Origin of the sequence: Noviherbaspirillum sp. (assembly GCF_035654295.1) — a bacterium.
Taxonomy (GTDB): domain Bacteria; phylum Pseudomonadota; class Gammaproteobacteria; order Burkholderiales; family Burkholderiaceae_D; genus Noviherbaspirillum.
The window spans coordinates 20,199-46,863 of the sequence record NZ_DASRXF010000034.1 but is presented as its reverse complement, the minus strand read 5'-3'; the positions used below and the strand labels follow the sequence as shown (position 1 = coordinate 46,863).

The following is a 26,665-nucleotide window of genomic DNA, read 5'->3' as shown; positions in this document are numbered from 1 at the left end:
GATCTCGCTGGGCTATGACACCGACAAGTACAAGCTGCTGGCCTTCGTGCTGTCGGGCGCGCTTGCCGGCCTTGCGGGTGCTACTAAAACCGTAGTGCTTGGCTTCGAAACGCTGACTGATGTGCACTGGAGCATGTCCGGGCTGGTGGTGCTGATGACGCTGGTCGGCGGCCTCGGCACGCTGGCCGGCCCGATTGTCGGCGCCGTCGTGATCATCGCGCTGGAAAACAAACTTGGCGAACTTGGCAACGGGATCGCCATGGTGACCGGCATCGAATGGTTCCGCACGCTGGGCGAGTCGGTGACCATCGTGACCGGTGCCATCTTCATCGTCTGCGTGCTGGCCTTCCGCCGCGGCATCGTGGGCGAGCTGGTGGAGTTTGCCAAGAAAAGGCGTAAGCCTGTTGCAGCGGTAACGACGCATTCCACGGTGATGAAAACAATGGAGGGATAGCATCATGAAACCACTTGTCTGGTTGAGGTTGGCAGCAGGATGTTTGGGAGCATCTTTCGCCATCTGCGCTTTTAGCGCGGACGAGATCGTGATCGGGCAGGTGGCTCCTCTCTCCGGTGTCCTCGCGGACACCGGAAAGGACATGGTGCTGGGCGCCAAGGTGTACTTCGAGTCGGTCAACGACAAGGGCGGAGTGCACGGCAAGATGATCCGGCACGTGGTGAAGGATGACGGCTACAAGGTCGACGAGACCGTCCGCCTCACCCGCGAGGTCATCGAGAAGGACGGCGCGGTTGCGCTGATCGGTTTCGCCGGCACCGGCAATGTCGGCGAGCTGCTCAAGCAGAAGGTGCTGGAAAAGGCGAACATCGCCCTGGTGGCGCCTTATACCGGCGGCGAGATCCTGCGCACACCGTTCAATCCCTACATCTTCCACATCCGCGCGGGGTATGCGGATGAGGCGGAGGGGATCGTCGACCAGCTGCTGCTGCTCAACATGAAGCGCATCGGCGTGATGTACCAGGATGATCCGTTCGGGAAGGCGGGCCTGGCCGGCGTGGAAGCGGCGCTGAAGAAGCGCGGGCTGGAAGTGGTGGGCACCGGCGCCTACGAAAAGAACACCGACAACGTCGATGCCGCAGTGCAGGCGATCGCCAAGGCGAACCCGCAGGCGGTGGTGATGATCTCGGTAAACAAGAGCACGGCGGCGTTCAGCAAGCAGATCCGCGCGGCGTCGACGGTGGCGCAGCTGGTGAACATCTCGGTGGTCAATCCGAAAGAGATCGTGCGCATCATCGGGCCGGAGAACGCGCGCGGCATCGGCATCGCGCAAGTGATGCCTTATCCCTATTCGCCGACGCTTGCGATCGTGAAGGAGTACCAGCAGGCGATGAAGAAATACGCGCCGCCGGGAACCGAGATGTCGTACACCAGCTTCGAGGAGTTCGTGGGCGCCAAGGTGCTGGTGGAAGGACTGCGCAAGGCGGGACCAAACCCCAGCAGGGAGAAGGTGATCCGCGGGCTGGAGAGCCTGAGTGCGTATGACGTCGGCGGCTTCACGTTGCATTTCTCGCCGAACAATCGCGTCGGATCGCGCTTCGTCGAGATCACGGTGATCGGGAAGGATGGACGCCTGTTGCGTTAAAAGAATTCGGCTGTCGCAAGACGGTAAAGGTTGTTGTTCCCCAGCAGTTTAGGGTTACGCTTGCGTAACCCTTTTTTTTGCTCAGATTCCCGTCGGGTAGGTCTCCGGAAGTTCACCTTCGTGGTGCGCTGCCGCCTTCTCCAGTGGCCGAATCGCATGGGTCTCGTCGAGATGGATCACCGCATCGAACTGGCGCGAGAGGCTTGCGTAGAAATAGTGGCTGACGCGTTCGGATTCCGGAAGGTAGATGACGCCGATTGCGCGTTCCAGCCGCTGCTCTTCGAGCAATCCCCGCAGTTCCGCATTGTCGCGCAAGGGGACGATGAAATTGCCGAGTCCGGTATCGTGGAACACGCGCTCGTAGCTGTCGGGATGGGATGGCCTGACGTTCTTCGTTTCCGACGGCGCATCCCAATCCGACGCGGCCGTGACCGTGCCGGTGTGCGTGCTGAAACCGAGCAGGAATGCATCCCTCATTCCGTACTGTTCCCTCACCAGCTGTCCGAGATTGAGCTGGCCATGTTCACCCATCTCGGTTGCGCGCGCATCGCCGAGATGGGAATTGTGCGCCCAGACGGCGATCTTCGGGCGCCGGCCTTTCCGGTCGATGATGTGCGTGCGCAGCGCCGCCAGGGTTTCGGCCATGTGCTGGTCGCGCAGGTTCCATGATTCATTGCGCCCCTGGAACATCGCGCGATAGTAGGCTTCCGCGTTTTGCGCCACGCGCGCATTTTGCTGGGCGTGGAACAGTTCGTCCGTCTGGTCCGGCCCGCTGTCGGAGAAGAGCGGGGCGCCGTTCTGCGTCAGCTCGACAAGCTGGCGCACGACTTCATTTTCGCAATCCTTGCGCATGCCGAAACTGGCCGCATAGCCATAACGCTGCGGGTCTTCGGCGAGATGGTCGAAGCAGGCATAGCGCGCTCGCGCCCGGCGCGCTGCTTCCGGATCGACTTGCGACAGGTAGCGCACGACCGCTTCCATCGAACTGCGCAGGCTGTAGAGGTCGAGGCCGAAGAAGCCGACCTTGTCCCTGTCGTCGGCGACCTGCATGTTGTGCTGCCGCAGCCAGCCGACCAGTTCGACGATCTCGGTATTGCGCCACATCCACTGCGGGAAGCGTTCGAAGCCGTGCAAGGCTTCGTCGGCAGTGCGCATGGCGCGAGGAGAGTCACCGGAATGCATGTTGCCGATGACATCGGTTCCGGTCTTGATGAAACGGTTGACGTGCAGGGCATCGGGCCAGTCGGCTTCCACGGCGATCGCGTCGAAACCTTTCTCGGTGATCAGCCTTTTGCAGATTTCCGCCCGAACACGATAGAACTCACGCGTGCCATGCGTGGCTTCTCCAAGGAGGACGATGGAGGCGTCGCCGATCTGGTCGATGATGCGGTCGAGCCTGTCGTCCTGGTGAAGGACATGCGCTTCCCGCCGAAGCGCCTCGATGATCGGTCCTGTAGGCATTTCAGCTCCTTTCGCCATTCAATCGTTCGTCCCCGCCTTTACGCGATAGTTCCGGCTCGCAGGAACTTGACTGGCGCCACCGCACACCAAGAGATGTATTCCATCGATTGTTCGAGAACAGGAGAAAGCAATGCAGAGAATTGCCGAAGTCATGACGCGCGACGTGCAAAGCGTCACCCCGCAGGAGACCGTGCGCCGTGCTGCGCAGATCATGGATGAACTGAACGTCGGTGCATTGCCGGTATGCGACGGGCAAAGGCTGATCGGCATGGTCACCGACAGGGATATCACGATACGGGCTGTCGCCGCCGGCCAGGCACCGGACGCGACCCATGTCGCCGACGTGATGTCCGTCTCGGTGCGCTGGTGCTTCGACGACCAGCCGGTCGACGAGGTCATGGAGCAGATGGCGGATTCGCAGATCCGCCGGGTGCCGGTGCTGGATCACGATACGCAGGAATTGATCGGTATCGTTTCCCTGGGTGATCTCGCCACCAAACACTCGGCGCAGGTTGACCGCACATTGGAAGAGATTTCATCTCCGTCCGAACCGGACCGGCGGACGTTGAATTCCTGAGGCTATGCCGGGCAGCACCCGGGAAGGGGGCGATCATGCACGATCAACGCATCGAATACAAAGGGTATGTCATCGAGCCGATACCGCCGCCGGAAGACGCCGGTCGCTACGACGGAGGATATGAGATCTCGAAAGACGGCAAGATCGTCAGCATCCGCAAGAACATCTTCCCTGGATGCTTTTATTTCGACGCGGCAGTGACCGAGAGCATCGAGCACGCCAAGCTGGAGATTGACAATCTTGTGGCAGTCAAGGGACGGTCGCCCTGAAGAGCGCGGACAATGCTTGCTGAAAAAACAAGCAGGTCGTGAAAGCTGCATACCCAAAAAACGGACTAAAGATTCTGGAAAACCCTGCCGTTAATCCTTGATATAAATCAAGTGTTTCAAGGGTCTCCCATGTTCCAGAATCTTTCCATTAAGGCACGCCTGGTCGGCGTGCTTTGTTTTTTGTGCCTTCAGTTGATTGCCGGCGCGCTGATCGGGCTGGGCAACTTGAAGGTAGCCAACGATTCGATGAAGTCGATGTACGACGACCGGCTTGTTCCGTTGGGACAGTTGGACCAGATTGTCCGTCTGTTGAACCAGAATGAGCTGTCTATTGCGAAGGCAATTTCCGATGAGCCTGCCGACGCGGCGAAATTGATGGATCAAATCGATAGCAACATCGCCAAGGCGACGGAGACCTGGAATGCCTACATGGCGACCTACCTGACGCCGGAGGAAAAGAAGCTTGCCGAGCAGTTCGCCGCGGACCGGAAAAAGTTCGTGGACGAGGGGCTGCGTCCGGCGGCCGCCGCCGTGCGCGCGCAGGATGCCAAGCTGGCCACGGAACTGCTGCACGGCCCGATGGAGAAATTGTTCGAGCCGGTACGCCGCGGCATCAACGATTTGATCCACCTGCAGGAGGAAGTGGCCAAGCGCGAATACGAGGAACGTCAACAGACCTACGTATTGGTCCGCAATATGTGCATCGCGGCGCTTGCGTTCGGTCTGCTACTCGCGGCCGTGGTGGGATACTGGCTGCTGCGCGCGATTTCGCGCCCGTTGGAGCAGGCCATTGCGCTCGCAGGCGGCATTGCAGCGGGCGACCTGACGCAAACCTTCCCGCAGCCGGCGCGCAACGAGATGGGGCGCCTGTTGTCGGCACTGAAGAACATGAACGACAGCCTCGTCAAGATCGTCGTCCAGGTGCGCTCCGGTACCGATACGATTGCGACGGCATCGAGCCAGATCGCCGCGGGCAACCAGGACTTGTCGGCACGTACCGAAGAGCAGGCCAGTTCCCTGGAAGAAACCGCATCGTCGATGGAGGAGCTGACTTCCACTGTCAAGCAGAACGCCGACAATGCCGGCCAGGCAAGCACGCTTGCCGTATCGGCATCCGAAGTCGCCTCCAAGGGCGGTGCAGTGGTTTCGGAAGTCGTTCATACGATGGAAGCCATCAACGACTCGTCGCGCAAGATCGTTGACATCATCGCGGTGATCGACGGCATCGCCTTCCAGACCAACATCCTTGCGCTGAATGCGGCAGTGGAGGCGGCGCGCGCGGGTGAGCAGGGGCGAGGCTTCGCAGTCGTCGCAGCGGAAGTGCGCACGCTCGCGCAGCGCTCGGCCAATGCGGCCAAGGAAATCAAGGGCCTCATTCACGATTCCGTGGACAAGGTCGCCTCGGGCGCCAGGCTGGTCGACCAGGCCGGCGTGACCATGCAGGAAATTGTCGACAGCGTCAGGCGCGTGAGCGATATCGTCGGCGAGATCACGGCCGCATCGCGGGAGCAGACTGCCGGCATCGAGCAGATCAACACGGCAATTTCCCAAATGGACCAGGTCACGCAGCAAAACGCGTCTCTGGTTGAAGAAGCGGCGGCGGCATCCGAGTCGATGCAGAACGAGGCAAGGAAGCTGAGTGAGGTGGTCGCTGTGTTCAGGGTCAATGGCGGTCACTCGACACCCACGGTGCGGCCAGTCCCCGCGGCAGCCCTGCCGGTCCACCGTCCCGCTGCCCCGGCAGTGCGGCGTCCCGCGATTCAAAGGAATGCGGAGGCCGATGGCTGGGAGGAGTTCTGAGTCGAAGGCGGAAACAAAAAAGCCACCCGGAGGTGGCTTTTTTGTTGGTTCTTGTAAGTCTTTGATTCTATTGGTCGGGGCGAGAAGATTCGAACTTCCGACCCCTTGCACCCCATGCAAGTGCGCTACCAGGCTGCGCTACGCCCCGACGAAGCCTGCGATTATAGCAGAGACTTGGCTTTCCGCCATGTTTCAATCAAGTTTGGCGCCGGTGCGGCGGATGATCCCGGCCCATTTGCGCGCTTCCGCCTCGATCAGCGCCTTGAATTGCTCCGGAGTTCCACCCGCCGGTTCGAGCCCGGCCTGGTTCAGGCGGTTCTTGACGTCCCCTAATTTGAGGATGGCGTCCACTTCGCGGTTCAGGCGCTGCACGACGGAGGACGGCGTTCCGGCCGGAACGGCGATGCCGTTCCATGTCAGCGATTCGAATTTCGGCAGGCCCGATTCCGCGACCGTGGGCAGGTCCGGCAGCAACGGAAAACGCGTCGCACTCGTCACTGCAAGCGCCCGGAGCTTCCCGGAACGCAAATGCGGCATCACGACCGAGGGCACGCTGAACAGCATGTGCGTTTCGCCGGTTGCCACCGACAGTGCGGCCGGAGGTGCGCCGTTGTAGGGGATGTGCACGACATAGGCGCCGGTCATGGACTTGAACAATTCCGTCGTCAGGTGCGAGGACGAACCATTGCCGACAGAGGCGTAGTTCAGCTTCCCGGGCTGCGATTTTGCGAGGGCAACCAGTTCGGTCACCGATTTCACCGGAAGCCTGGCGGAGACCACGAGCACGTTGGGTTGCGAACTGGTCTGGATCACCGGCACGAGGTCTTTCTGCGGATCGTAAGCCAGGGTGGTCAGGTACTGGGTATAGGCGAGGGGGCCGTTGTAGGACATCAGCAGCGTATGCCCGTCGGGAGCGGCACGCGCGACGGTAGCGCTGGCAATCGTTCCGGATGCGCCCGGAACGTTTTCGACGATGACCGGTTGTCCAAGCCGTTCCTTCAAGTTCTCGCCGACAGTGCGGGCAATGATGTCGAGCGAGGAACCGCCGGGAGCGGCAACGACAAAGCGGATCGGGCGCGAGGGCCAGTTTTCGGCAGCGGCACTCAAGCTGAGCATTGCCAGTGAGAAGGCGAGCAACATTCGGTGGAACATCTTCGGACTTTGCGGAACAGGGCAAAACACGCAGAATAGCATCGGGATGAACAAACAGCCGGCGGGCAGGAAATGGCAGGCCGGCACAGGCAGATATGTCAATCAAGATCAGCAGTCAGTTCGACGCCGGCGCGATCGAAGTCGTGCGCGCGGAGATGCCGTCGGAGATCGAACTCAAACTCCGCAAGGACTCCCATGCCGATGTCCTGCAGTGGTTCTATTTCCGCTTGCAGGGCGCACGCGGCGAGCCCTGCGTGATGAAACTGCTCAACGCCTCGCAGGCGGCGTTTCCGGACGGATGGAAGAACTATCGCGCGGTGGCAAGCTACGACAGGAAGACATGGTTCCGTATCCCCACCGCGTACGATGGCAAGGCACTGACCCTGACCCACACGCCTGAGCGCGAAAGCGTCTATTACGCGTATTTCGAGCCCTACTCATGGGAGCGCCACCTCGAGCTCCTGGGCCGGGTGGAGGATTCGCCCCGGGGCCGCGTGCTGGACATCGGCAGCACGATCGAGGGGCGCGACATGAACCTCGTCGTCATCGGCGAACCTGCCGCGCCGAAGAAGGCATGGGTCATTGCGCGACAGCATCCGGGCGAAACCATGTCCGAATGGTTCATCGAAGGCATGATCGATGCATTGCTCGATCCCGCCGACCCGGTCGCGCGCACGCTGTTGCAAGAGACGGTGTTCTATATCGTCCCGAACATGAATCCGGATGGATCGGTGCGCGGCAACCTGCGCACCAATGCCGCGGGCGCGAACTTGAACCGCGAATGGATGGCGCCGTCGGCCGAGAGGAGTCCGGAGGTTCTCGCCGTGCGCGACAAGATCCATGAGACGGGCTGCGACCTCTTCCTCGACGTGCACGGCGACGAAAGCCTGCCGTATGTCTTCGTCGCGGGCTGCGAAATGCTGGAAGGCTTTACGCAGCAGCAACAGGAAGAGCAACAAGTCTTCATCGACAGCTTCCTGGCGGCCAGCACGGATTTCCAGAGCAAGCATGGTTACGATCCGGGCAAGTATCGCGAGGATGTGCTGCAGCTCGCTTCCAAGTACATCGGCCACACGTTCAAGTGCGTGTCGCTGACGCTGGAGATGCCGTTCAAGGACAATGCGAATCTGCCCGACGAGACGGCCGGATGGAACGGCGCGCGCAGCGCACGGCTCGGCGAGGCTGTCCTGCAGCCCATCCTGCAATCCCTGCGCAAGGCATGACGATGGGCGTCGAGATCGAGCGTAAATTCCTTGTGCGCGGCGATGGCTGGAGGGCGCTGGGGGAAGGCGTCCTGCTGCGCCAGGGATACCTGTCGTCGGCACCGGAGCGCACGGTGCGCGTGCGCGTGGAGGGCGGGGCGGCGATGCTGACGATCAAGGGGCGCTCAACGGGAGCGACGCGCAGCGAATGGGAGTACCCGATTCCCATTCCCGATGCGCAAGCCTTGCTCGATGCGCTTTGCGAACGTCCGCTCATCGAAAAGAAGCGCTACCGCATCCCCTTTGACGGCATGGTGTGGGAAGTCGATGAATTCCTGGGCGAGAATGCCGGGCTGGTCGTGGCCGAGATCGAGCTGTCCGCCGAGGACCAGGCCTTTTCAAAGCCCGACTGGGTCGGCGAGGAAGTCACACACGATCCGCGCTACTTCAACTCCAGCCTGATCCGCAACCCGTATAGCCGCTGGGTCTAGTGGAAGTGCCCGCCGCCCGAGGGGGCGTCTTCGGGCATTTCCGCGTGCACCAGCTCCGCGTCGGGGTCGGGATAGAGCGGTGCGCCGCAATCGTCGCAGAACTCCATCGGGAAGCGTTCGCCGTGGCGCTTGATGTGAGTGACGCCGCAGCTGCGCAGCAAGGCGATGATTTCTTCCAGCGGTGTGCGCAGGTTGGTGTCGAGGATCTCCGGCGTGGTCAGCGATTCGAAGCTCGTGACGGCGGCTTCATCCTCGTCTTCCTGGTCATAGAGCGGCCATACCACGCCATAAATCACTTCGAGGTTCTGGCGCATCGTGAAGCCGATGCGGTATTCGTCGACGCGCCCGCCCACCGGCTCCTCGCTGAAGCTGCCGATGACGGCGCGCAGGCCGGCCGGCTCGATGCCCAGGGTATTGGTCAGGTAATGCACGGCGGCGCGAATGGAGGCGGGGCGAATCTGCTTGTCTGCTTCGCGGCAGGCCACATAGTAGGCTTCCGGCATGAGCAGCTCGATGCCGCATCCAGGCAAGAGCGACGCGATGTTCGGCATTGCCTGCGCACGCCACTGTTCAAGGGCGAGTTCGCGCGCCGACGGATGCAGGCTTTCCTGCCAACCGAAGAGCGGCGTGCCCGCCGGGGCTGCCACCGCTGCCAGCAGATAGCGGGTGTCGGCGAGGAAAGGCGCGGTTTCCGGCGCATTCGACAGCGGACGGATCTGGGTGCCTTTCACGGCGGCCTGGGCCAGCTTCTGGGTGAGGGCGAAGGTTTCGGCGTGATTGCGCGGCAGCTGGTCGATGGCGTACAGGGTCGGTGCCATGGCCAGTCGCACGTCGGTGGCCAGGATATGCCCGTGCAGGTGAGCGCCCAAAGCGCGGCGCAAGTCTTCCGAGACGCTCCCCGAAGCGATCGAGAAGCGGGTCCACGCGAGGATGGGCAGCGCGATCAGCAACGCATGGTACTGGGCGCCGTCGTGCTCCACGGAACAGGACTCGCTTCCGGCTTCGACTGCTTCGAGCAGAATGTCGTAGGCCGGCAGGTCCGAGCGGAACAGGTGTTCGAGCGCGGCGTCGATCGTCTCCTGGTGCGCGCCCTTGAGCGTCTTGTAGATCAGCCCGTCCAGCGAATGCTCCCATATGCGCTCCTCCAGGCGGCTCGAGGCCTGCGCCATGCCTTGCGCAATGGAGACGAGTCGTTGGCTGTCGGCGGACAGCTTGTTGGATGAACTTTTGGAGTGACGGCGCATGACGGAATGAGAGTGAAGCAATGGAAACGTATTGTAGTAGATTCGATAACGACCTACCAAAATACAGTCATTAGCGCGCGAGGACTTGCTGCTTGTGAAGCGGACGACGCGTTGGGGTCGTCATGGATCAGTATATGCGCAAAAAATAAAAAAGCCGCATGGGGTTCCATGCGGCTTGCGGCGCGGAAAGCTTTACTTGGAGGCAGCCGGTTCCGATGCCGCCGGGGCAGCGCCGGGTGCAGCAGGTGCTGCCCCGGGTGCTGCGGGGGCGCCGGGCGCAGCGGCAGGAGCCGCCGGTGTCGAGGCATGATCCGAGGACGACGGCACGCCATGACCGGCTTCACCCTGCATGTCCACCTTGTCGCCACCCTTCATGATCACGAACAGGGCGAGGAGGGCAAAAGCGATGAAGCCTACGAAAATTTTCCACATGATTGATGTCTCCGAGTATTGAATCCTGAAAAAACGCCGGATGGTTCCGGCGTTTCACTTTCTACAAGCCTACCCGTCTATCCTTACAGCTTGCTTGCATGTTATGCAGCAAGCAGCTGGCGCAGCACGAACGGCAGGATGCCGCCGTGCTTGTAGTAGTCGACTTCGATCGGCGTGTCGATGCGAAGCAGGAGCTTGACTTCCTGCGTGTCGCCGTTGGGGCGGCGGATCACCAGCGTGGCTTGCTGCTGCGGCTTGATCTCGCCTTCGAGGCCGACCAGGTCGAAGGTCTCGTCGCCGGTGATGCCCAGCGATTGCACGCTGTCGTCACCCAGGAACTGCAGCGGCAGCACGCCCATGCCGACCAGGTTGGAACGGTGGATGCGCTCGAAGGAACGCGCCACCACCGCCTTCACGCCCAGCAGTTGCGTGCCCTTGGCCGCCCAGTCGCGGGAGGATCCGGTGCCGTACTCTTCGCCGGCGAACACCATCGTCGGCACGCCGTCGTTGATGTACTTCATCGCGGCGTCGTAGATCGACATCTGCTCGCCGCTCGGCTGGTGGATCGTCAGGCCGCCTTCGACGCGCGAACCGTCTTGCTTCGGCGGGATCATCAGGTTCTTGATGCGCACGTTGGCAAAGGTGCCGCGCATCATCACCTCGTGGTTGCCGCGGCGCGAGCCGTAGGAGTTGAAGTCGGCCTTCAGCACGCCGTTCTCCAGCAGCCACTTGCCGGCCGGACTGGTTTCCTTGATGGAGCCTGCCGGGGAGATGTGGTCGGTCGTGATCGAGTCGCCGAACACACCCAGCGCGCGGGCGCCGCTGATGCTGGCGGCCGTGCCTTTCGGCTGCATGTCGAAGCCCTCGAAGAAAGGCGGCTCGGCGATGTAGGTGGATTGCGGCCAGTTGTAGACTTCGCCGGTCGCCACGCCACGGATCTGTTCCCACAGCGTACCAGGGGCACTCTTCACTTCGGCGTAGTTTTCCGTGAAGGTCTTGGCGTTCATCGCAAACTTCATCAGCTTGGCGACTTCCGTCGACGTCGGCCAGATGTCGCCGATATAGATGTCCTTGCCGTCCTTGCCCTTGCCGACAGGCTCGGTCATCAGGTCCCTAGTCACATTGCCGGCGATCGCGTAGGCGACGACCAGCGGCGGCGAGGCCAGGAAGTTGGAGCGGATATTCGGATGGATGCGCGCTTCGAAGTTGCGGTTGCCGGACAGCACCGCCGAGGCCACGATGTCGTTCTTGACGATGGCTTCGTTGATTTCCGGCGTCAGGTCGCCCGCATTGCCGATGCAGGTCGTGCAGCCATAGGCGGCGACGCCGAAGCCCAGCTTCTCAAGGTAGGGCAGCAGGCCGGCCGCTTCGAGGTACTTGGTCACGACGCGCGAGCCCGGGGCGAGCGAGGTCTTGATATGCGGCGCCACGGTCAGGCCGGCTTCCACCGCCTTCTTCGCCAGCAGGCCGGCGGCCAGCAGCACGCTCGGATTCGAGGTGTTGGTGCAGGAAGTGATCGCGGCAATCAGCACATCGCCGTTACGGATCTTGATGCCGTTCGCGGTTTCGTACTCGGCGTCCAGGTCTTCCTGCTTCTTGTTGAAACCATTCTCCGCCACCGGTTTGCTGAAGAGGTCGGAGAAGGTTGCCTTGACGTTGCCGATCTCGATGCGGTCTTGCGGACGCTTGGGGCCGGCCAGCGACGGAGCAACGGTACCGAGGTCGAGCGAGACGACGCTGGTGTAGTCGATGTCGCCTGCCATCGGGATGCCGAACAGGTTCTGCGCCTTGAAATAGGATTCGAAGGCGTCGATCTCCTGCTTGGTTCGGCCGGTGCCCTTGAAGTACTCGATGGTCGCTTCGTCCACCGGGAAGAAGCCCATCGTCGCGCCGTACTCCGGCGCCATGTTCGCAATCGTTGCGCGATCGGTCGTGGACAGTGAGGCGGTGCCTTCGCCGAAGAATTCGACGAACTTGCCGACCACCTTGTGCTTGCGCAGCATCTCGGTGATGGTCAGCACGAGGTCGGTCGCGGTCACGCCTTCGCGCAGCGCGCCAGTGAGGTTCACGCCGACCACGTCCGGCGTCAGGAAGTAGACCGGCTGGCCGAGCATCCCCGCTTCCGCCTCGATGCCGCCCACGCCCCAGCCAACGACACCGATGCCGTTGATCATCGTCGTGTGCGAGTCGGTGCCGACCAGGGTATCCGGATAGAACACGCCTTCCTTCTGGTGCACGCCGCGGGCCAGGTATTCCAGGTTGACCTGGTGCACGATGCCGAAGCCGGGCGGCACGACGCCGAAGGTGTCGAAGGCTTGCATGCCCCATTTCATGAACTGGTAGCGCTCGTTGTTTCGCTGGAATTCCAGCTTCATGTTCAGGTCGAGTGCATTCTGGTCGCGGTAGTGGTCGATCTGCACCGAGTGGTCCACCACGAGATCGACCGGTACCAGCGGCTCGATGTTCTTGGGCTTCTTGCCCATTTTCGAGGCAACGCCGCGCATTGCAGCGAGGTCGGCGAGGAGAGGTACGCCGGTGAAGTCCTGCAGCACGACGCGGGCCACCACGAAAGGGATCTCGTCGACGCGCGCTGCGTTCGGCGCCCAGTTGGCCAGCTGCTTCACGTGCTCTTCCGTCACCTTCTTGCCGTCGCAGTTGCGCAGCACCGATTCCAGCACGATGCGGATCGATACCGGCAGGCGCGAGATGTTCACGCCAAGCGCCTTCTCAAGAGCGGGCAGGGAGTAAAACTTGCCTTTCTTGGAACCCGAGATCTTGAATTCCTTGAGCGTGTTCAGAGTATTGGTGGACATAGCCTCTCCTTGGGATTATTAGAACTGAACTGCTGACAATTGCTGACAAATTCTGCTGACAAATTCTGCTGACAAATTCTGCTGACAAATTCTGACAAAGCGAGCACGTGGAGCATGCGGGCAGGGCGCTTCCGCCCTGCGCGATGTTTACTGCGTCAGCCCTCCGCCATTTTCTGCGCCTGCTGTTCCGGGCTGCGGCACTCGTTGGCGAGCTGCTTGCCCTTCTTCGAGTCGAGCAGCATGCCCTTGGCAGGGATGCCGATCCATACCAGCCCGTTCTTGGCATTCTCAAAACGGTGGGCGCCGGTGGTAGTGCTGACGCGCTGCATGCGGTGCATGCGCTTGTTCCAGTGCAGGGCGATCTGCTGTTCGTCCGCCGCATCGGAATAAATCGTGAGCTTGTTGCCGAGTTCGCAATCGAAGGCGGTGGCCTTCATGTTCTTGACGTCCGGCTGGTCGTCGTCCTCGGCCTGTGCTTCCTTCTTGGCAGCAGCCGCCTTCTTTGCCGTCGCCTTCTTCGAAACCTCGTTGGAGGTGGGGGTGTTGGCCATTGCCGGCTGGGCAATTACCGCAAGTCCGGCAATCAAGAGTGCGAGTGCTGTGACTGACTTCATGCTATGTGTCTCCAATGGGATGCGCGCCTCTTCATGTTGTCAGCGTCGCACCTTCTACAAAAAACTCCCGGCGGATTCCGGGACCGGCATGCCGCTCGCTTTCGCGCGCTGCAGTATCGCCCAATAGTACCGGTAACTGGCCCGGTCGTGGAGCTTGCCGTTGTATTGTATCGGGCCCCATTGTGTCGCGAATGCCTCACTCAGGATGGCGGCGGCTTCGTTCACTTCCGAGCTGCGCGGCGCCAAGGCTTTCAGGATGGGTTTGATCTGGTTGGGGTGGATGCTCCACATCCGGGTGTAACCGAATTCACCGGATGCCCGTGTGGCATCGCTGGCAACCACGGAGGTGTCCTTGATTTCGGTCGTCACGTTGTGCGACGGCACTTTTCCGTGGGCGTGGCAGGCGGCGGCGATCTCGAGCTTGGCGCGCGTGACCAGCGGATGGGTGAACTGTCCCGGAGAGCGCATGGCGGTGCCGGGCACGGCGCCGTAGTGGGCCGAGACGAAATCCATGATGCCGAACGACAGGCATTCCACCTGCGGCAAGGCGGCGATAGCGTGCACGTCGCGCAGCGCACCGTGGGTTTCTATCAGGACATGGATCGGGAGGTTCTTGCGGCCGTATTTTTTCGCGTGCGTGTTGATGGCGTCAATGGCGCGCGTCACATCATCGACGCTATCGACTTTCGGCACGACGAGGTAGGCGAGGCGCTTCGCGGTGGCCTTCGTGACAATCGTCGCGATGTCTTGCTCGAAGCACGGGTGCGTGACGTCGTGGATGCGTACGCCGATACGGTTGAAGCGGTTGTCTTCGCTCGCGATGATCGAAGCGACAAGTTTCGCGTGCGCTTCTTCATTGCCGGCGGCCGCACCGTCTTCGCAATCGAGGGTGATGTCGAAAACGGGCCCAAGTTCTTGCTGCAAGACAATCGACTTTTGCATCAGCTTTTCGGAACCGGCGTAATGGTCGCAGACCGGAATCGATACTGGCTTGTGTTTGCCCTGGAACAAGACCTCGGATGGATGCATGGGTGCTTTGGCGGGAACAGGAGGGAGGGGAGGTGGAACCGGGGAGGACAAACGGCGTGCGCCGTTTGTCCTGATGTCACAGTGATCAGCCGACGAGGTGCTTCACGCCATCGCGCTCTTCCTGCAGCTCTTTCAGCGTCAGGTTGATGCGCTCTTGCGAGAAGGCGTCGATCTGCAGGCCCTGGACGATCTTGTATTCGCCGTTCTCGGTCGTGACCGGGAAGCCGAACATGGTGCCTTCGGGAATGCCGTAGGAGCCGTCGGACGGGATGCCCATCGTGGTCCACTTGCCGTTGGTGCCCAGCACCCAGTCACGCACGTGGTCGATCGCTGCATTGGCTGCGGAAGCGGCGGAGGACAGGCCGCGTGCCTCGATGATGGCGGCGCCGCGCTTGCCGACGGTCGGCAGGTAGACGTCCTTGGTCCATGCTTCGTCGTTCACCAGTGCCTTCGCCGGCTGGCCGTCGACGGTGGCGTGGGTGAAGTCGGCGTACATGGTCGGGGAGTGGTTGCCCCACACGCACAGCTTCTCGATCGAGGTGATCGGCTTGCCGACCTTGGCGGCGAGCTGGGACAGCGCGCGGTTGTGGTCCAGGCGCAGCATGGCGGTGAAGTTCTTGGCCGGCAGGTTGGGGGCCGACTTCATGGCGATGTAGGCGTTGGTGTTGGCCGGGTTGCCGACCACCAGCACCTTGACGTTGCGCGAGGCGACGGCGTCGAGCGCCTTGCCCTGCACCGTGAAGATCTGTGCATTGGCTTCGAGCAGGTCCTTGCGCTCCATGCCCGGGCCGCGCGGACGGGCGCCGACCAGCAGGGCGACGTCGGCATCCTTGAATGCGGTCATCGGGTCGCTGTGTGCGGTCATGCCGGCCAGCAGCGGGAATGCGCAGTCGTCGAGCTCCATCATCACGCCCTTGAGCGCCTTCTGGGCCTTCTCATCCGGGATTTCGAGCAATTGCAGGATGACCGGCTGGTCTTTGCCCAGCATGTCGCCGTTGGCGATGCGGAACAGCAGGGAATAGCCGATTTGGCCGGCGGCGCCGGTGACGGCAACGCGCATAGGGGCTTTAGCCATGTTGAATCTCCAAGTGGGAATGAAAACAGAAATCGTATGAATTCTTCTGCAAGCCTGTAATAATACGCTCGATTCCACACCTGATCACCGCTGGTTCCCTGGCCACGCCTGGGATGGTGCGTCGCAATAACCGGAGCTTCTCGCGGGCTTGCATCCTGCAAATGTTGCAGGCGAGTGTATGCTTGCATGATCGGTCTGTCAATGACTATCTTATATCTTATATAAGACATATCAGTTATACATTTTGCTGGACGGCAATCGGGGTTTTGTGGTGAAATCGCTGATTATGAGTTCAGCCCCGACCAACCTGACACCCAACGGTGCGCCTGGCGCAGGGGCTGGTCTATCCTCTTCCGGAAGCTCCCCCACATTCAGCCCTCTCTATCAGCAGATCAAGGCACTGATCACTCAGAGCCTGCAGTCTGGCGAGTGGAAGCCGGGCGAGCTGATTCCGAGCGAAGTGGAACTCGCCAATCGATTCAAAGTCAGCCAGGGGACGGTCCGCAAGGCGATCGATGAACTGGCTGCGGAAAACCTGGTGGTGCGCCGCCAGGGCAAAGGCACCTTTGTTGCCACGCACCACGAAGCGCGTGCGCAATACCGATTCCTCAGGCTCATGCCGGACGCCGGCGAGCCGCACTATGCCGACAATAAAATCCTTGAGGTCAAGAGACTGAGAGCGCCCGCAGAAGTTGCGCGCCTGCTGGATATCAAGTCGGGTGATTCCGTCATTTTCATCAAGCGCGTGCAGTCGTTCGACGGTGCGCCGACCATCGTCGAGGAGCTCTGGCTCCCGGGTGTGATCTTCAAGGGCCTGACGGCCGAGCGCCTTGTCGAGTACAAGGGGCCGATGTACGGATTGTTCGAAACCGAGTTCGGCACGCGCATGATCCGCGCGACCGAAAAGATCCGTGCGGTCAGTGCAGACGAGTGGACGGCTGAGTTGCTGAATGTCGGGAAGCAAACGCCTCTGCTGAGCGTGGAGCGAGTCTCGTACACCTATGGCGACAGACCCGTGGAGGTGCGTCGCGGGTTGTACTTGACTGACCGACATCACTACCAGAACGAACTGAGTTGAGATTGATAGAGCAGTCGATTTTGCAATAGCGGATTGCCACGCTTGACAAGTGGAAAATGTGCTTGCGGCGAAGCTTGCTATTGGTGTGATGCACAAAATCGGCGAAAATTACGGGATTTTCAAGCCCTGGGAGGTAATGTCATGTCCGAAGCCGTGAACAAAAACCGGCGCAAATATGGCGTAATGAGCTTTGCTCAGACGCGCCACTACCGGCTGCCGTTGGCCGGTATCGTATCGATCCTGCATCGCGTCAGCGGCATGCTGATGTTCCTGCTGATCCCCTTCGTTCTGTACCTGCTCGACAAGAGCCTGACGTCAGAAATCTCCTTCGAATATTTCAAGGGATTCACCTCCCACTGGTTCGTCAAGCTGGTCATCCTGGCCTTGGTCTGGTCCTACCTGCACCACTTCTGCGCCGGCGTCCGCCACCTGTTCATGGACATGCACATCGGCCTGGACAAGGACAGCGGCCGCAAATCAGCCGTTGGCGTGTTCGCAGTGAGCCTGCCGCTGACCGCGCTGGTTGCATTGAAATTGTTCGGAGCTTTCTAAAATGGCAAATAATAATATCGGACCGAAGCGCCTCGTCGTCGGCGCACACTTCGGCCTTCGTGACTGGCTGGCGCAACGCCTGACCGCCATTGTGATGGCGGTGTACACGGTCATCCTGCTGGTGGCATTTCTCTCGGGTAGCAACTTCTCCTACGAAGGCTGGGCGGGTCTCTTCGCGCAGCAGTGGTTCAAGATCGCGACCTTCGTTACCTTCCTTTCGCTGCTGTACCACGCCTGGGTTGGCATGCGTGACGTCTGGATGGACTATGTGACCGTTTCGGTCGGTCTTCGTCTCGTATTTCACGTTGCCACCATCCTGTGGCTGATCGGTTGCGCCGGCTGGGCCGCGCAGATTATCTGGAGAATGTAATCGTGGCAGCAATCAAGCAAAAACTTCCCGTACGCCGTTTTGATGCGGTAATCGTCGGCGCCGGCGGTTCCGGCATGCGCGCTTCCCTGCAACTGGCAGAAGCCGGCCTGAACGTCGCCGTCCTTTCGAAGGTTTTCCCGACCCGTTCGCACACCGTCGCTGCCCAGGGCGGCATCGGCGCTTCCCTCGGCAACATGTCCGAGGACAACTGGTACTGGCACATGTTCGACACCGTCAAGGGCTCGGACTACCTCGGCGACCAGGACGCGATCGAATTCATGTGCCGCGAAGCGCCGAAGGTCGTGTACGAACTCGAACACTTCGGCATGCCTTTCGACCGCAATCCGGACGGCACCATTTACCAGCGTCCGTTCGGCGGCCACACCGCCAACTTCGGCGAGAAGCCGGTGCAGCGCGCCTGCGCCGCCGCCGACCGTACCGGCCACGCACTGCTGCACACCCTGTACCAGCGTAACGTCCGCGCCAAGACTCACTTCTTCGTCGAGTGGATGGCGATCGACCTGATCCGCGACCAGGATGGCGACATCCTCGGCGTCGTCGCGCTGGAAATGGAAACCGGCGACGTGATGATCCTCGAAGCCAAGACCACCCTGTTCGCCACCGGTGGCGCAGGCCGCATCTTCGCCGCCTCGACCAACGCCTTCATCAACACCGGCGACGGCATGGGCATGGCTGCTCGTGCGGGCCTGCCGCTGCAGGACATGGAGTTCTGGCAGTTCCACCCGACCGGCGTGTCCGGTGCCGGCGTGCTGATCACCGAAGGCGTGCGAGGCGAGGGCGGTATCCTGATCAACGCCAACGGCGAGCGCTTCATGGAGCGTTACGCACCGACGCTGAAGGACCTGGCGCCGCGTGACTTCGTGTCCCGCTCGATGGACCAGGAAATCAAGGAAGGCCGCGGCTGCGGTCCGAACAAGGACCACGTGCTGCTCGACCTGCGCCACATCGGCGCCGACACCATCAAGAAGCGCCTGCCGTCGATTCTCGAAATCGGCCACAAGTTCGCCAACGTCGACGCCACCAAGGAACCGATCCCGGTCGTCCCGACCATCCACTACCAGATGGGCGGCATCCCGACCAACATCAACGGCCAGGTCGTTGCACCGAAGAACGGCAGCATGAAGGAAGTTGTCAATGGCATGTATGCCATCGGCGAATGCGCCTGCGTCTCCGTGCACGGCGCGAACCGCCTCGGCACCAACTCGCTGCTCGACCTCGTCGTATTCGGCCGCGCCGCCGGTAACCACATCGTTGCCCAGAACCTCAAGCAGAAGAGCCACAAGGCGCTGCCGGCGGACGCCGCCGACCGCGCGATGGAACGCCTTGCCCGCCTCGAGACCAGCACCGGTTCCGAGCGCGTGCAGGACGTCGCCAACGCCATCCGCTCGACCATGCAACAATACTGCGGCGTGTTCCGTACCGACGAACTGCTGCAGACCGGTGTCAAGAAGATCATCGAGCTCGACGAGCGCCGCAAGCACGTTTCGTTCAAGGACAAGTCGAAGGTATTCAACACCGCGCGCGTCGAAGCGCTCGAGCTGGACAATCTCATTGAAACTGCCAAGGCAACCATCATCTCTGCAGCAGCGCGCAAGGAATCCCGCGGCGCGCACGCGCATCGCGACTACGAAAAGCGCGACGACGAGAACTGGATGAAGCACACGCTGTGGTTCTCCGAGGGCAACCGCCTCGACTACAAGCCGGTCAACACCCAGCCGCTGACCGTTGAAACCTTCAAGCCTAAGGCACGTACTTTCTAAGGTAAGAAAATGGCACGTACTCTGAAATTCCAAATCTACCGTTACGATCCGGACAAGGACGAAAAGCCTTACATGCAGGATCTGACGGTGACCCTGCAGGACACCGACAAGATGCTGCTGGACGCGCTCCAGCGCATCAAGGCCGATGTGGACGACTCGCTGGCCCTGCGCCGCTCCTGCCGTGAAGGCGTGTGCGGCTCCGACGCGATGAACATCAACGGCAAGAACGGCCTGGCCTGCACCACCAACCTGAACGAGCTGACCGAGCCCATCGTGCTGCGTCCGCTGCCGGGCCTGCCGGTCATCCGCGACCTGATCGTGGACATGACCCAGTTCTTCAAGCAGTACCACTCGATCAAGCCGTACTTGATCAACGACACCATTCCGCCGGAGAAAGAGCGCCTGCAGTCGCCGGCTGAACGTGAAGAACTCGACGGCGTCTATGAGTGTATTCTCTGCGCATGCTGCTCGACGTCCTGCCCGTCGTTCTGGTGGAACCCGGACAAGTTCGTCGGCCCGGCCGGTCTGCTGCAAGCCTATCGCTTCATTGCCGACAGCCGCGACCAGGCGACCAACGAGCGCCTGGACAACCTGGAAGATCCGTACCGCCTGTTCCGTTGCCACACGATCATGAACTGCGTCGACGTTTGCCCGAAGGGGCTGAACCCGACGCGCGCGATCGGCAAGATCAAGGAACTGATGGTTCGCCGCGCGGTGTAATTGCAAGACAAGGGCGGAAGCGCGTACTGCTTCCGCCTTATTTCATGAGCCTTCCGGTAGTCATTCCGGAGGGTTCCTGAAATAGAGCGAATGAGGAATTATGTCTGCCAATCATCAAGCCGACCCCATCAAGCGTGCGCGCCTGCGCTGGAGGGCGCGGCGCGGCCTGCTCGAAAACGACCTGATCATCACGCGTTTTCTCGACGCGCATGAAGCCACCTTGACCGACGAAGAGGTGGATGCGTTTTCCCGTTTGATGGACCTGGCCGACAACGAACTGATGGACTTGCTGCTGGCGCGCAAGGAGCCGTCCGGCGACACCGATCTGCCGCACGTCCATGCGCTGCTGGCACGACTGCGTGCTGCCTGACGCCGGTAGGTTTTTGTAATTCGGTTTTTTTTGCAATCGACTCACCCCTCCTCACTAGAAGGAAGAGACATGACCAACTCTGATACCAAAGCAACCCTGTCGTTCTCCGACGGTTCCCCGTCGCTGGACCTCCCGATCTACAAGGGCACCATCGGCCCGGATGTGATCGACATCCGCAAGCTGTACGGCGCTACGGGCAAGTTCACGTATGACCCCGGCTTCATGTCGACTGCCGCCTGCAATTCCTCGATCACCTACATCGACGGCGACAAGGGTGAGTTGCTGTATCGCGGCTATCCGATCGAGCAGCTCGCGGTCAACTGCGACTTCCTCGAGACCTGCTACCTGCTGCTGAACGGCGAACTGCCGAACGCAGCGCAGAAGCAGAAGTTCGTCAGCACCGTGACCAACCACACGATGGTGCACGAGCAGATGCAATTCTTCTTCCGCGGTTTCCGTCGCGACGCGCACCCGATGTCGGTGCTGGTCGGTACCGTGGGCGCGCTGTCCTCCTTCTACCACGACTCGCTGGACATCAACGATCCGCATCACCGCGAAGTGTCGGCAATCCGCCTGATCGCCAAGCTGCCGACGCTGGTCGCGATGTCGTACAAGTATTCCGTCGGCCAGCCGTTCGTGTACCCGCGCAACGACCTGTCCTACAGCGCCAACTTCATGCGCATGATGTTCTCGACCCCGTGCGAAGAGTACAAGGTCAATGACGTCCTGGTGCGCGCGCTCGACCGCATCCTGATCCTGCACGCCGACCACGAGCAGAACGCGTCGACCTCGACGGTCCGCCTGGCCGGCTCCTCCGGCGCCAACCCGTTCGCCTGTATCGCTGCCGGTATCGCCTGCCTCTGGGGCCCGGCGCACGGTGGCGCGAACGAAGCCGCGCTGAACATGCTGGAAGACATCCAGCGCGAAGGCGGCGTCGAGCGCATCGGCGAATTCATCGCCAAGGTCAAGGACAAGAACTCCAACGTCAAGCTGATGGGCTTCGGTCACCGCGTCTACAAGAACTACGACCCGCGTGCCAAGCTGATGCGGGAAACCTGCCACGAAGTGCTGAACGAACTGGGCCTGCACGACGACCCGCTGTTCAAGCTTGCAATGGCACTGGAAAAGATCGCCCTGGAAGACGACTACTTCGTCCAGCGCAAGCTCTACCCGAACGTCGACTTCTACTCCGGCATCGTCCAGCGCGCGCTGGGTATCCCGGTCTCGCTGTTCACCGGTATCTTCGCGATGGCTCGTACCGTCGGCTGGATCGCCCAGTGGAACGAGATGATCTCCGATCCGGAACAGAAGATCGGCCGTCCGCGCCAGCTGTTCGTCGGCTCCACGAAGCGCGACGTTCCGCCGATGGCCAAGCGCGGCTAATCGCGATGCACGTGCCCGGGGCTGCTGCCCCGGATCGAAAAAGGAAAACCCGCAGGAACCTGGTTCCCGCGGGTTTTTTCTTGTCCGCGGCGCACCGAAGAGAAGAGGGCAGGGCGTTTCGCACGACCGTTCAAATCGTATTTCTTGCGTGCCTGGATAGCCCTTTCAACAAGTATTTTGACCGCTGGAAAAATGGCGTTGCAGGCGGCGCAAAATGGCCGCCGATCCGCACGTTGACCTTGATAAATATGATATGCTCGCGGTTCGTAACACTTCAGGTCACGCAGCCCTTCCCCCCACAACTTGATGTGCGATCCGCTAACCGGTCAGGCCGTGTCGCGGAAGGTTAGATTAACCCGCTAATCTCGCGAAACGCGAAGAAAGGTGAGCAAGATGATGCAGCAGTACTTCTCCAATTCATATCTGTTTGGAGGCAACGCACCGTACGTCGAAGAACTGTACGAAGCGTATCTCAACAATCCCGGTTCCGTTCCCGACAACTGGCGCGCGTATTTCGACGCGATGCAGAACGTTCCCGCCGTCGACGGCACGAACAAGCCTGACGTCGCCCACGCGCCCGTGATCGCATCGTTTGCCGAACGCGCCAAGCAAGGCCCGATCCGCACCGTCACCGCCTCCGCCGACGCCGAAATGGGCCGCAAGCGCGTGGCCGTCACGCAGCTGATCGCCGCTTACCGCTTCCTCGGCAACCGCTGGGCCAACCTCGACCCGCTGCAGCGCCAGGAACGTCCCAACATCCCGGAACTGGAACCGAGCTTCTACGGTTTCACCGATGCCGACCAAGACATCGTGTTCAACGTCAGCAACACGTACTTCGGTCCGGAAACCGCTTCGCTGCGCGACTTGCTGCAGGCATTGCGCGACACCTACTGCCGTTCGATCGGCGCCGAGTTCATGTACGTCAGCGACCCTGCACAGAAGCGCTGGCTGCAGGAGCGCCTCGAATCGGTCCGTTCCACCCCGAATTTCTCGCCCGAGAAGAAAAAGCATATCCTCGACCGCCTGACTGCGGCCGAAGGCCTCGAACGCTATCTGCACACCCGTTACGTCGGCCAGAAGCGCTTCTCGCTGGAAGGCGGCGAAAGCTTCATCGCATCCCTGGATGAGACCATCCAGCGCGCCGGCGAAAAGGGTGTCCAGGAAATCGTCATCGGCATGGCCCACCGCGGCCGTCTGAACGTCCTGGTCAACACGCTCGGCAAGATGCCGCAAGACCTGTTCGCCGAATTCGAAGGCCGTCACGCCGACGACCTGCCGGCCGGCGACGTGAAGTACCACCAGGGCTTCTCCTCCGACGTTTCCACGCCCGGCGGCCCGGTGCACCTGTCGCTGGCATTCAACCCGTCGCACCTGGAAATCGTCAACCCGGTGGTCGAGGGTTCGGTCAAGGCCCGCATGGACCGCCGCGGCGACAAGGACGGCTCGCAAGTCATGCCGATCCTGGTCCACGGCGACGCCGCTTTCGCTGGCCAGGGTGTTGTGATGGAGACCCTGAACCTGGCGCAGACCCGCGGCTACGGCACGGGCGGCACGGTTCACATCGTGATCAACAACCAGATCGGTTTCACCACCTCCGACCCGCGCGACTCGCGTTCGACGCTGTACTGCTCCGACGTCGTCAAGATGATCGAGGCGCCGGTGCTGCACGTGAACGGCGACGATCCGGAAGCCGTCATTCTGGCTACCCAGATCGCTCTGGACTTCCGCCTCGAATTCAAGAAGGACGTGGTCGTCGACATCATCTGCTTCCGCAAGCTGGGCCACAACGAGCAGGACACCCCGGCACTGACCCAGCCGCTGATGTACAAGAAGATCGGCAAGCATCCGGGCACCCGCAAGCTGTACGCGGACAAGCTCGCCGCCCAGGGCACCATCGCCGCCGACGACGGCGACGCCATGGTCAAGGCCTATCGCGATGCGATGGACGCAGGCAAGCACACCGTCGATCCGGTCATCTCGAACTTCAAGAGCAAGTACGCAGTCGACTGGATGCCTTTCCTCAACCGCAAGTGGACCGACGCCGCCGACACCGCGGTGCCGCTGGCAGAACTGAAGCGCTTGGCCGCCCGCATCACCACCGTGCCGGAAAACTTCAAGCTGCACCCGCTGGTCGAGAAGGTGCTCGCCGACCGTGCCGCCATGGGCCGTGGCGAACTGAACCTCGACTGGGGCATGGGCGAACACCTCGCCTACGCCTCGCTCGTGGCTTCCGGTTATGCCGTCCGCCTCACTGGCCAGGACGCCGGCCGCGGCACCTTCGTGCACCGCCACGCCGTGTTGCACGACCAGAACCGCGAACGTTGGGACGCAGGCACGTTCATTCCGCTGCAGAACATCTCCGAAGGCCAGGCGCCGTTCAACGTCATCGACTCGGTGCTGTCGGAAGAGGCAGTGCTGGGCTTTGAATACGGTTACTCGACCGCCGAGCCGAACGCACTGACGATCTGGGAAGCGCAGTTCGGCGACTTCGCCAACGGCGCGCAAGTCGTGATCGACCAGTTCATCAGCTCCGGCGAAGTGAAGTGGGGCCGTGCATCGGGTCTCGTCATGATGCTGCCGCACGGTTACGAAGGCCAGGGTCCGGAACACTCTTCCGCCCGCCTGGAGCGTTACCTGCAGCTGTGCGCGGACAACAACATGCAAGTGGTGCAGCCGACCACTGCAGCGCAGATTTTCCACCTGCTGCGCCGTCAGATGATCCGCCTGTTCCGCAAGCCGCTCGTCATCATGACGCCGAAGTCGCTGCTGCGTAACAAGGATGCCGGCTCGCCGCTGTCCGAACTCGCCAAGGGCCAGTTCCAGACCGTGATCGGTGAGGTCGACGAGAAGATCGATCCGAAGAAGGTCAAGCGCGTTGTCGCCTGCTCGGGCAAGGTCTACTACGACCTCGTCAATGCACGCAAGGAGCGCGCTGCGTCCGACGTCGCCATCATCCGTATCGAGCAGCTCTATCCGTTCCCGCACAAGGCTTTTGCCGCGGAACTGAAGAAGTTCCCGAACTTCGCGGAACTGGTGTGGGCGCAGGACGAACCGCAGAACCAGGGTGCCTGGTTCCAGATTCAGCACAACATCTTCGAGAATCTGGAAGAGGGCCAGAAACTGGCGTATGCCGGCCGTCCGGCCAGCGCGTCGCCTGCTGTCGGCTACTACGACAAGCACTACGCGCAGCAAAAGGCGCTGATCGACACCGCGTTCTCGAAGCTCAAGGGCTTCGTCCTGACGAAATAAAGACCCGACGGCGCGCTAGAAGCTGGCGCGCCGCACGAACAACCCGAAACGGAGAGTTACATGGCAATTATCGAAGTGAAAGTTCCGCAATTGTCGGAATCGGTTGCAGAAGCAACCCTGTTGCAGTGGCATAAGAAAGTAGGCGAAGCCGTCGCCCGAGACGAAAACCTGATCGACATCGAAACCGACAAGGTGGTCCTCGAACTTCCCGCGCCGGACGCCGGCGTGATCGTTGAAGTCATCAAGGCCGACGGCAGCACCGTCGTCGCCGGCGAAGTCATCGCCAAGCTGGACACCGAAGCCAAGGCCGGCGCAGCCGCTGCACCGGCTGCGGCCGCAGCACCGGCAGCGGCCGCAGCACCTGCCGCGGTAGCCGCCGCCGCGGCACCTGCTCCCGCATCCGCCGCAGCAAGCGGCATCGCCATGCCGGCAGCTGCGAAGATGCTGGCCGACAACAACATGACCACCGCTCAGGTAACGGGCACCGGCAAGGATGGCCGCGTGACCAAGGGTGATGTGATCGGCGCCCTGCAGAACAAGCCGGCGGCGCCCGCACCTGCCGCACCGGCTCCTGCCGCTGCTGCCAAGCCGGCCCTGCAGCAAGTCGCCGCACCGGTCAGCCTCGCCAACCTGGCGAACCGTCCGGAAGAGCGCGTGCCGATGAGCCGCCTGCGTGCGCGCGTCGCCGAGCGCCTGCTGCAGTCCCAGGCAACCAATGCGATCCTGACCACGTTCAACGAAGTGAACATGCAGCCGGTCATGGACCTGCGCAACAAGTACAAGGACAAGTTCGAGAAAGAGCATGGCGTGAAGCTCGGCTTCATGTCCTTCTTCGTCAAGGCCGCGGTTGCCGCGCTGAAGAAGTATCCGGTGCTGAACGCCTCCGTCGACGGCAACGACATCGTCTACCACGGCTATTTCGACATCGGTATCGCCGTCGGTTCGCCGCGCGGCCTGGTGGTGCCCATCCTGCGCGATGCCGATCAGATGACTATCGCCGACATCGAGAAGAAGATCGCCGAATTCGGCGTCAAGGCCAAGGACGGCAAGCTGACGCTGGAAGAGCTGACCGGCGGCACCTTCTCGATCTCGAACGGTGGCGTGTTCGGCTCCATGCTGTCCACCCCGATCATCAACCCGCCGCAATCCGCCATCCTCGGCGTGCACGCGACCAAGGAGCGTCCGGTTGTAGAGAACGGCCAGATCGTGATCCGTCCGATCAACTTCCTGGCAATGTCCTACGACCACCGCATCATCGACGGCCGTGAAGCCGTTCTCGGCCTGGTCGCCATGAAGGAAGCGCTGGAAGATCCGGCGCGCCTGCTGCTGGACCTCTAATCCATCACGCCATGCGCACACGGAGCACGACACGTTCCTGCTCCGTGTGTGTCGTCCATTCCCGCGG

At 61.5% G+C, this 26,665-nt stretch carries 24 protein-coding genes and 1 tRNA gene; 16 read left to right on the top strand and 9 right to left on the bottom strand.

Annotation, left to right across the window (positions count from 1 at the left end; translation table 11 throughout):
* Both VFF99_RS04155 and VFF99_RS04150 read left to right on the top strand, forming a co-directional pair.
* On the top strand, positions 1-454 hold a 454-nt coding region (locus VFF99_RS04155; protein WP_414691498.1), incomplete at its 5' end, for a branched-chain amino acid ABC transporter permease.
* Between the two features lie 43 nt (positions 455-497).
* Positions 498-1,598 (top strand): ABC transporter substrate-binding protein, encoded by a 1,101-nt coding sequence (locus VFF99_RS04150; protein ID WP_325015253.1) that lies wholly within the window; start codon positions 498-500, stop codon positions 1,596-1,598.
* Between the two features lie 81 nt (positions 1,599-1,679).
* Here VFF99_RS04150 and VFF99_RS04145 read toward each other — a convergent pair whose 3' ends face one another.
* On the bottom strand, positions 1,680-3,059 hold the full coding sequence (locus VFF99_RS04145; protein WP_325015252.1) for an erythromycin esterase family protein: 1,380 nt from the start codon (positions 3,057-3,059) through the stop codon (positions 1,680-1,682).
* Positions 3,060-3,189: 130 nt separating this feature from the next.
* On the opposite strand from VFF99_RS04145, the gene VFF99_RS04140 reads away from it, so the two are divergent.
* From VFF99_RS04140 to VFF99_RS04130, 3 genes are all read left to right on the top strand, one after another.
* Positions 3,190-3,636 (top strand): CBS domain-containing protein, encoded by a 447-nt coding sequence (locus VFF99_RS04140; RefSeq protein ID WP_325015251.1) that lies wholly within the window; start codon positions 3,190-3,192, stop codon positions 3,634-3,636.
* Positions 3,637-3,671: 35 nt separating this feature from the next.
* Positions 3,672-3,905 (top strand): hypothetical protein, encoded by a 234-nt coding sequence (locus VFF99_RS04135; RefSeq protein WP_325015250.1) that lies wholly within the window; start codon positions 3,672-3,674, stop codon positions 3,903-3,905.
* A gap of 129 nt (positions 3,906-4,034) precedes the next feature.
* Positions 4,035-5,705 (top strand): methyl-accepting chemotaxis protein, encoded by a 1,671-nt coding sequence (locus VFF99_RS04130; protein WP_325015249.1) that lies wholly within the window; start codon positions 4,035-4,037, stop codon positions 5,703-5,705.
* 71 nt (positions 5,706-5,776) lie between these two features.
* Here VFF99_RS04130 and VFF99_RS04125 read toward each other — a convergent pair.
* Positions 5,777-5,853 (bottom strand) — tRNA-Pro (locus VFF99_RS04125).
* A gap of 44 nt (positions 5,854-5,897) precedes the next feature.
* Positions 5,898-6,857, bottom strand: a complete 960-nt coding sequence (locus VFF99_RS04120) for a tripartite tricarboxylate transporter substrate binding protein (protein ID WP_325015248.1) — start codon at positions 6,855-6,857, stop codon at positions 5,898-5,900.
* A 95-nt stretch (positions 6,858-6,952) separates the two neighbouring features.
* On the opposite strand from VFF99_RS04120, the gene VFF99_RS04115 reads away from it, so the two are divergent.
* Both VFF99_RS04115 and VFF99_RS04110 read left to right on the top strand, forming a co-directional pair.
* Positions 6,953-8,080: a M14 family metallopeptidase gene (locus VFF99_RS04115; RefSeq protein ID WP_325015247.1), complete on the top strand. Its 1,128-nt coding sequence runs from the start codon at positions 6,953-6,955 to the stop codon at positions 8,078-8,080.
* Between the two features lie 2 nt (positions 8,081-8,082).
* Positions 8,083-8,550 carry a CYTH domain-containing protein gene (locus VFF99_RS04110; RefSeq protein ID WP_325015258.1) on the top strand — a complete coding sequence of 156 codons (468 nt, stop codon included), beginning with the start codon at positions 8,083-8,085 and terminating at the stop codon, positions 8,548-8,550.
* On the opposite strand, the gene VFF99_RS04105 is transcribed toward VFF99_RS04110, so the two are convergent.
* From VFF99_RS04105 to VFF99_RS04080, 6 genes are all read right to left on the bottom strand, one after another.
* Entirely contained in the window at positions 8,547-9,794 is a 1,248-nt protein-coding gene (locus VFF99_RS04105) for a DUF2863 family protein (RefSeq protein WP_325015246.1), read from the bottom strand. The genes VFF99_RS04110 and VFF99_RS04105 overlap by 4 nt on opposite strands.
* Positions 9,795-9,986: 192 nt before the next feature.
* Complete coding sequence (locus VFF99_RS04100) at positions 9,987-10,226, bottom strand: hypothetical protein (RefSeq protein ID WP_325015245.1); 240 nt, start codon at positions 10,224-10,226, stop codon at positions 9,987-9,989.
* 101 nt (positions 10,227-10,327) lie between these two features.
* Positions 10,328-13,039 (bottom strand): aconitate hydratase AcnA, encoded by a 2,712-nt coding sequence (gene acnA, locus VFF99_RS04095; protein ID WP_325015244.1) that lies wholly within the window; start codon positions 13,037-13,039, stop codon positions 10,328-10,330.
* A gap of 155 nt (positions 13,040-13,194) precedes the next feature.
* Complete coding sequence (locus VFF99_RS04090) at positions 13,195-13,653, bottom strand: hypothetical protein (protein WP_325015243.1); 459 nt, start codon at positions 13,651-13,653, stop codon at positions 13,195-13,197.
* 54 nt (positions 13,654-13,707) lie between these two features.
* Entirely contained in the window at positions 13,708-14,682 is a 975-nt protein-coding gene (locus VFF99_RS04085; RefSeq protein ID WP_325015242.1) for a CoA ester lyase, read from the bottom strand.
* 85 nt (positions 14,683-14,767) lie between these two features.
* A complete protein-coding gene (locus VFF99_RS04080; RefSeq protein ID WP_325015241.1) occupies positions 14,768-15,757 on the bottom strand; it encodes a malate dehydrogenase in 990 nt (329 codons plus the stop codon).
* A gap of 286 nt (positions 15,758-16,043) precedes the next feature.
* Here VFF99_RS04080 and VFF99_RS04075 point away from each other — a divergent pair, with 286 nt between their 5' ends.
* The 9 genes from VFF99_RS04075 to odhB all read left to right on the top strand — a co-directional run bounded on the left by VFF99_RS04075 (position 16,044) and on the right by odhB (position 26,598).
* Complete coding sequence (locus VFF99_RS04075; RefSeq protein ID WP_325015257.1) at positions 16,044-16,835, top strand: GntR family transcriptional regulator; 792 nt, start codon at positions 16,044-16,046, stop codon at positions 16,833-16,835.
* A gap of 141 nt (positions 16,836-16,976) precedes the next feature.
* A complete protein-coding gene (sdhC, locus tag VFF99_RS04070; RefSeq protein ID WP_325015240.1) occupies positions 16,977-17,387 on the top strand; it encodes a succinate dehydrogenase, cytochrome b556 subunit in 411 nt (136 codons plus the stop codon).
* A gap of 1 nt (position 17,388) precedes the next feature.
* Positions 17,389-17,757, top strand: a complete 369-nt coding sequence (gene sdhD, locus VFF99_RS04065) for a succinate dehydrogenase, hydrophobic membrane anchor protein (protein WP_325015239.1) — start codon at positions 17,389-17,391, stop codon at positions 17,755-17,757.
* 2 nt (positions 17,758-17,759) lie between these two features.
* Positions 17,760-19,538 carry a succinate dehydrogenase flavoprotein subunit gene (sdhA, locus tag VFF99_RS04060; protein WP_325015238.1) on the top strand — a complete coding sequence of 593 codons (1,779 nt, stop codon included), beginning with the start codon at positions 17,760-17,762 and terminating at the stop codon, positions 19,536-19,538.
* A 9-nt stretch (positions 19,539-19,547) separates the two neighbouring features.
* On the top strand, positions 19,548-20,258 hold the full coding sequence (locus VFF99_RS04055; RefSeq protein WP_088710641.1) for a succinate dehydrogenase iron-sulfur subunit: 711 nt from the start codon (positions 19,548-19,550) through the stop codon (positions 20,256-20,258).
* Positions 20,259-20,358: 100 nt separating this feature from the next.
* A complete protein-coding gene (locus VFF99_RS04050) occupies positions 20,359-20,628 on the top strand; it encodes a succinate dehydrogenase assembly factor 2 (RefSeq protein WP_325015237.1) in 270 nt (89 codons plus the stop codon).
* A gap of 69 nt (positions 20,629-20,697) precedes the next feature.
* Entirely contained in the window at positions 20,698-22,011 is a 1,314-nt protein-coding gene (gene gltA / locus VFF99_RS04045) for a citrate synthase (protein ID WP_325015236.1), read from the top strand.
* A 393-nt stretch (positions 22,012-22,404) separates the two neighbouring features.
* Complete coding sequence (locus VFF99_RS04040; RefSeq protein ID WP_325015235.1) at positions 22,405-25,260, top strand: 2-oxoglutarate dehydrogenase E1 component; 2,856 nt, start codon at positions 22,405-22,407, stop codon at positions 25,258-25,260.
* A 60-nt stretch (positions 25,261-25,320) separates the two neighbouring features.
* Positions 25,321-26,598, top strand: coding sequence for a 2-oxoglutarate dehydrogenase complex dihydrolipoyllysine-residue succinyltransferase (gene odhB / locus VFF99_RS04035; protein ID WP_325015234.1), 1,278 nt, complete (start codon positions 25,321-25,323; stop codon positions 26,596-26,598).
* The last annotated feature ends 67 nt before the right edge of the window (positions 26,599-26,665 follow it).

Coding starts and splice junctions, on each gene's coding strand:
- VFF99_RS04145 (WP_325015252.1), bottom strand. CDS start 3,059: ATGCCTACAGGACCGATCATCGAGGCGCTTCGGCGGGAAGCGCATGTC.
- VFF99_RS04140 (WP_325015251.1), top strand. CDS start 3,190: ATGCAGAGAATTGCCGAAGTCATGACGCGCGACGTGCAAAGCGTCACC.
- VFF99_RS04135 (WP_325015250.1), top strand. CDS start 3,672: ATGCACGATCAACGCATCGAATACAAAGGGTATGTCATCGAGCCGATA.
- VFF99_RS04130 (WP_325015249.1), top strand. CDS start 4,035: ATGTTCCAGAATCTTTCCATTAAGGCACGCCTGGTCGGCGTGCTTTGT.
- VFF99_RS04120 (WP_325015248.1), bottom strand. CDS start 6,857: ATGTTCCACCGAATGTTGCTCGCCTTCTCACTGGCAATGCTCAGCTTG.
- VFF99_RS04115 (WP_325015247.1), top strand. CDS start 6,953: ATGTCAATCAAGATCAGCAGTCAGTTCGACGCCGGCGCGATCGAAGTC.
- VFF99_RS04110 (WP_325015258.1), top strand. CDS start 8,083: ATGGGCGTCGAGATCGAGCGTAAATTCCTTGTGCGCGGCGATGGCTGG.
- VFF99_RS04105 (WP_325015246.1), bottom strand. CDS start 9,794: ATGCGCCGTCACTCCAAAAGTTCATCCAACAAGCTGTCCGCCGACAGC.
- VFF99_RS04100 (WP_325015245.1), bottom strand. CDS start 10,226: ATGTGGAAAATTTTCGTAGGCTTCATCGCTTTTGCCCTCCTCGCCCTG.
- acnA (WP_325015244.1), bottom strand. CDS start 13,039: ATGTCCACCAATACTCTGAACACGCTCAAGGAATTCAAGATCTCGGGT.
- VFF99_RS04090 (WP_325015243.1), bottom strand. CDS start 13,653: ATGAAGTCAGTCACAGCACTCGCACTCTTGATTGCCGGACTTGCGGTA.
- VFF99_RS04085 (WP_325015242.1), bottom strand. CDS start 14,682: ATGCATCCATCCGAGGTCTTGTTCCAGGGCAAACACAAGCCAGTATCG.
- VFF99_RS04080 (WP_325015241.1), bottom strand. CDS start 15,757: ATGGCTAAAGCCCCTATGCGCGTTGCCGTCACCGGCGCCGCCGGCCAA.
- VFF99_RS04075 (WP_325015257.1), top strand. CDS start 16,044: ATGAGTTCAGCCCCGACCAACCTGACACCCAACGGTGCGCCTGGCGCA.
- sdhC (WP_325015240.1), top strand. CDS start 16,977: ATGTCCGAAGCCGTGAACAAAAACCGGCGCAAATATGGCGTAATGAGC.
- sdhD (WP_325015239.1), top strand. CDS start 17,389: ATGGCAAATAATAATATCGGACCGAAGCGCCTCGTCGTCGGCGCACAC.
- VFF99_RS04055 (WP_088710641.1), top strand. CDS start 19,548: ATGGCACGTACTCTGAAATTCCAAATCTACCGTTACGATCCGGACAAG.
- VFF99_RS04050 (WP_325015237.1), top strand. CDS start 20,359: ATGTCTGCCAATCATCAAGCCGACCCCATCAAGCGTGCGCGCCTGCGC.
- gltA (WP_325015236.1), top strand. CDS start 20,698: ATGACCAACTCTGATACCAAAGCAACCCTGTCGTTCTCCGACGGTTCC.
- VFF99_RS04040 (WP_325015235.1), top strand. CDS start 22,405: ATGATGCAGCAGTACTTCTCCAATTCATATCTGTTTGGAGGCAACGCA.
- odhB (WP_325015234.1), top strand. CDS start 25,321: ATGGCAATTATCGAAGTGAAAGTTCCGCAATTGTCGGAATCGGTTGCA.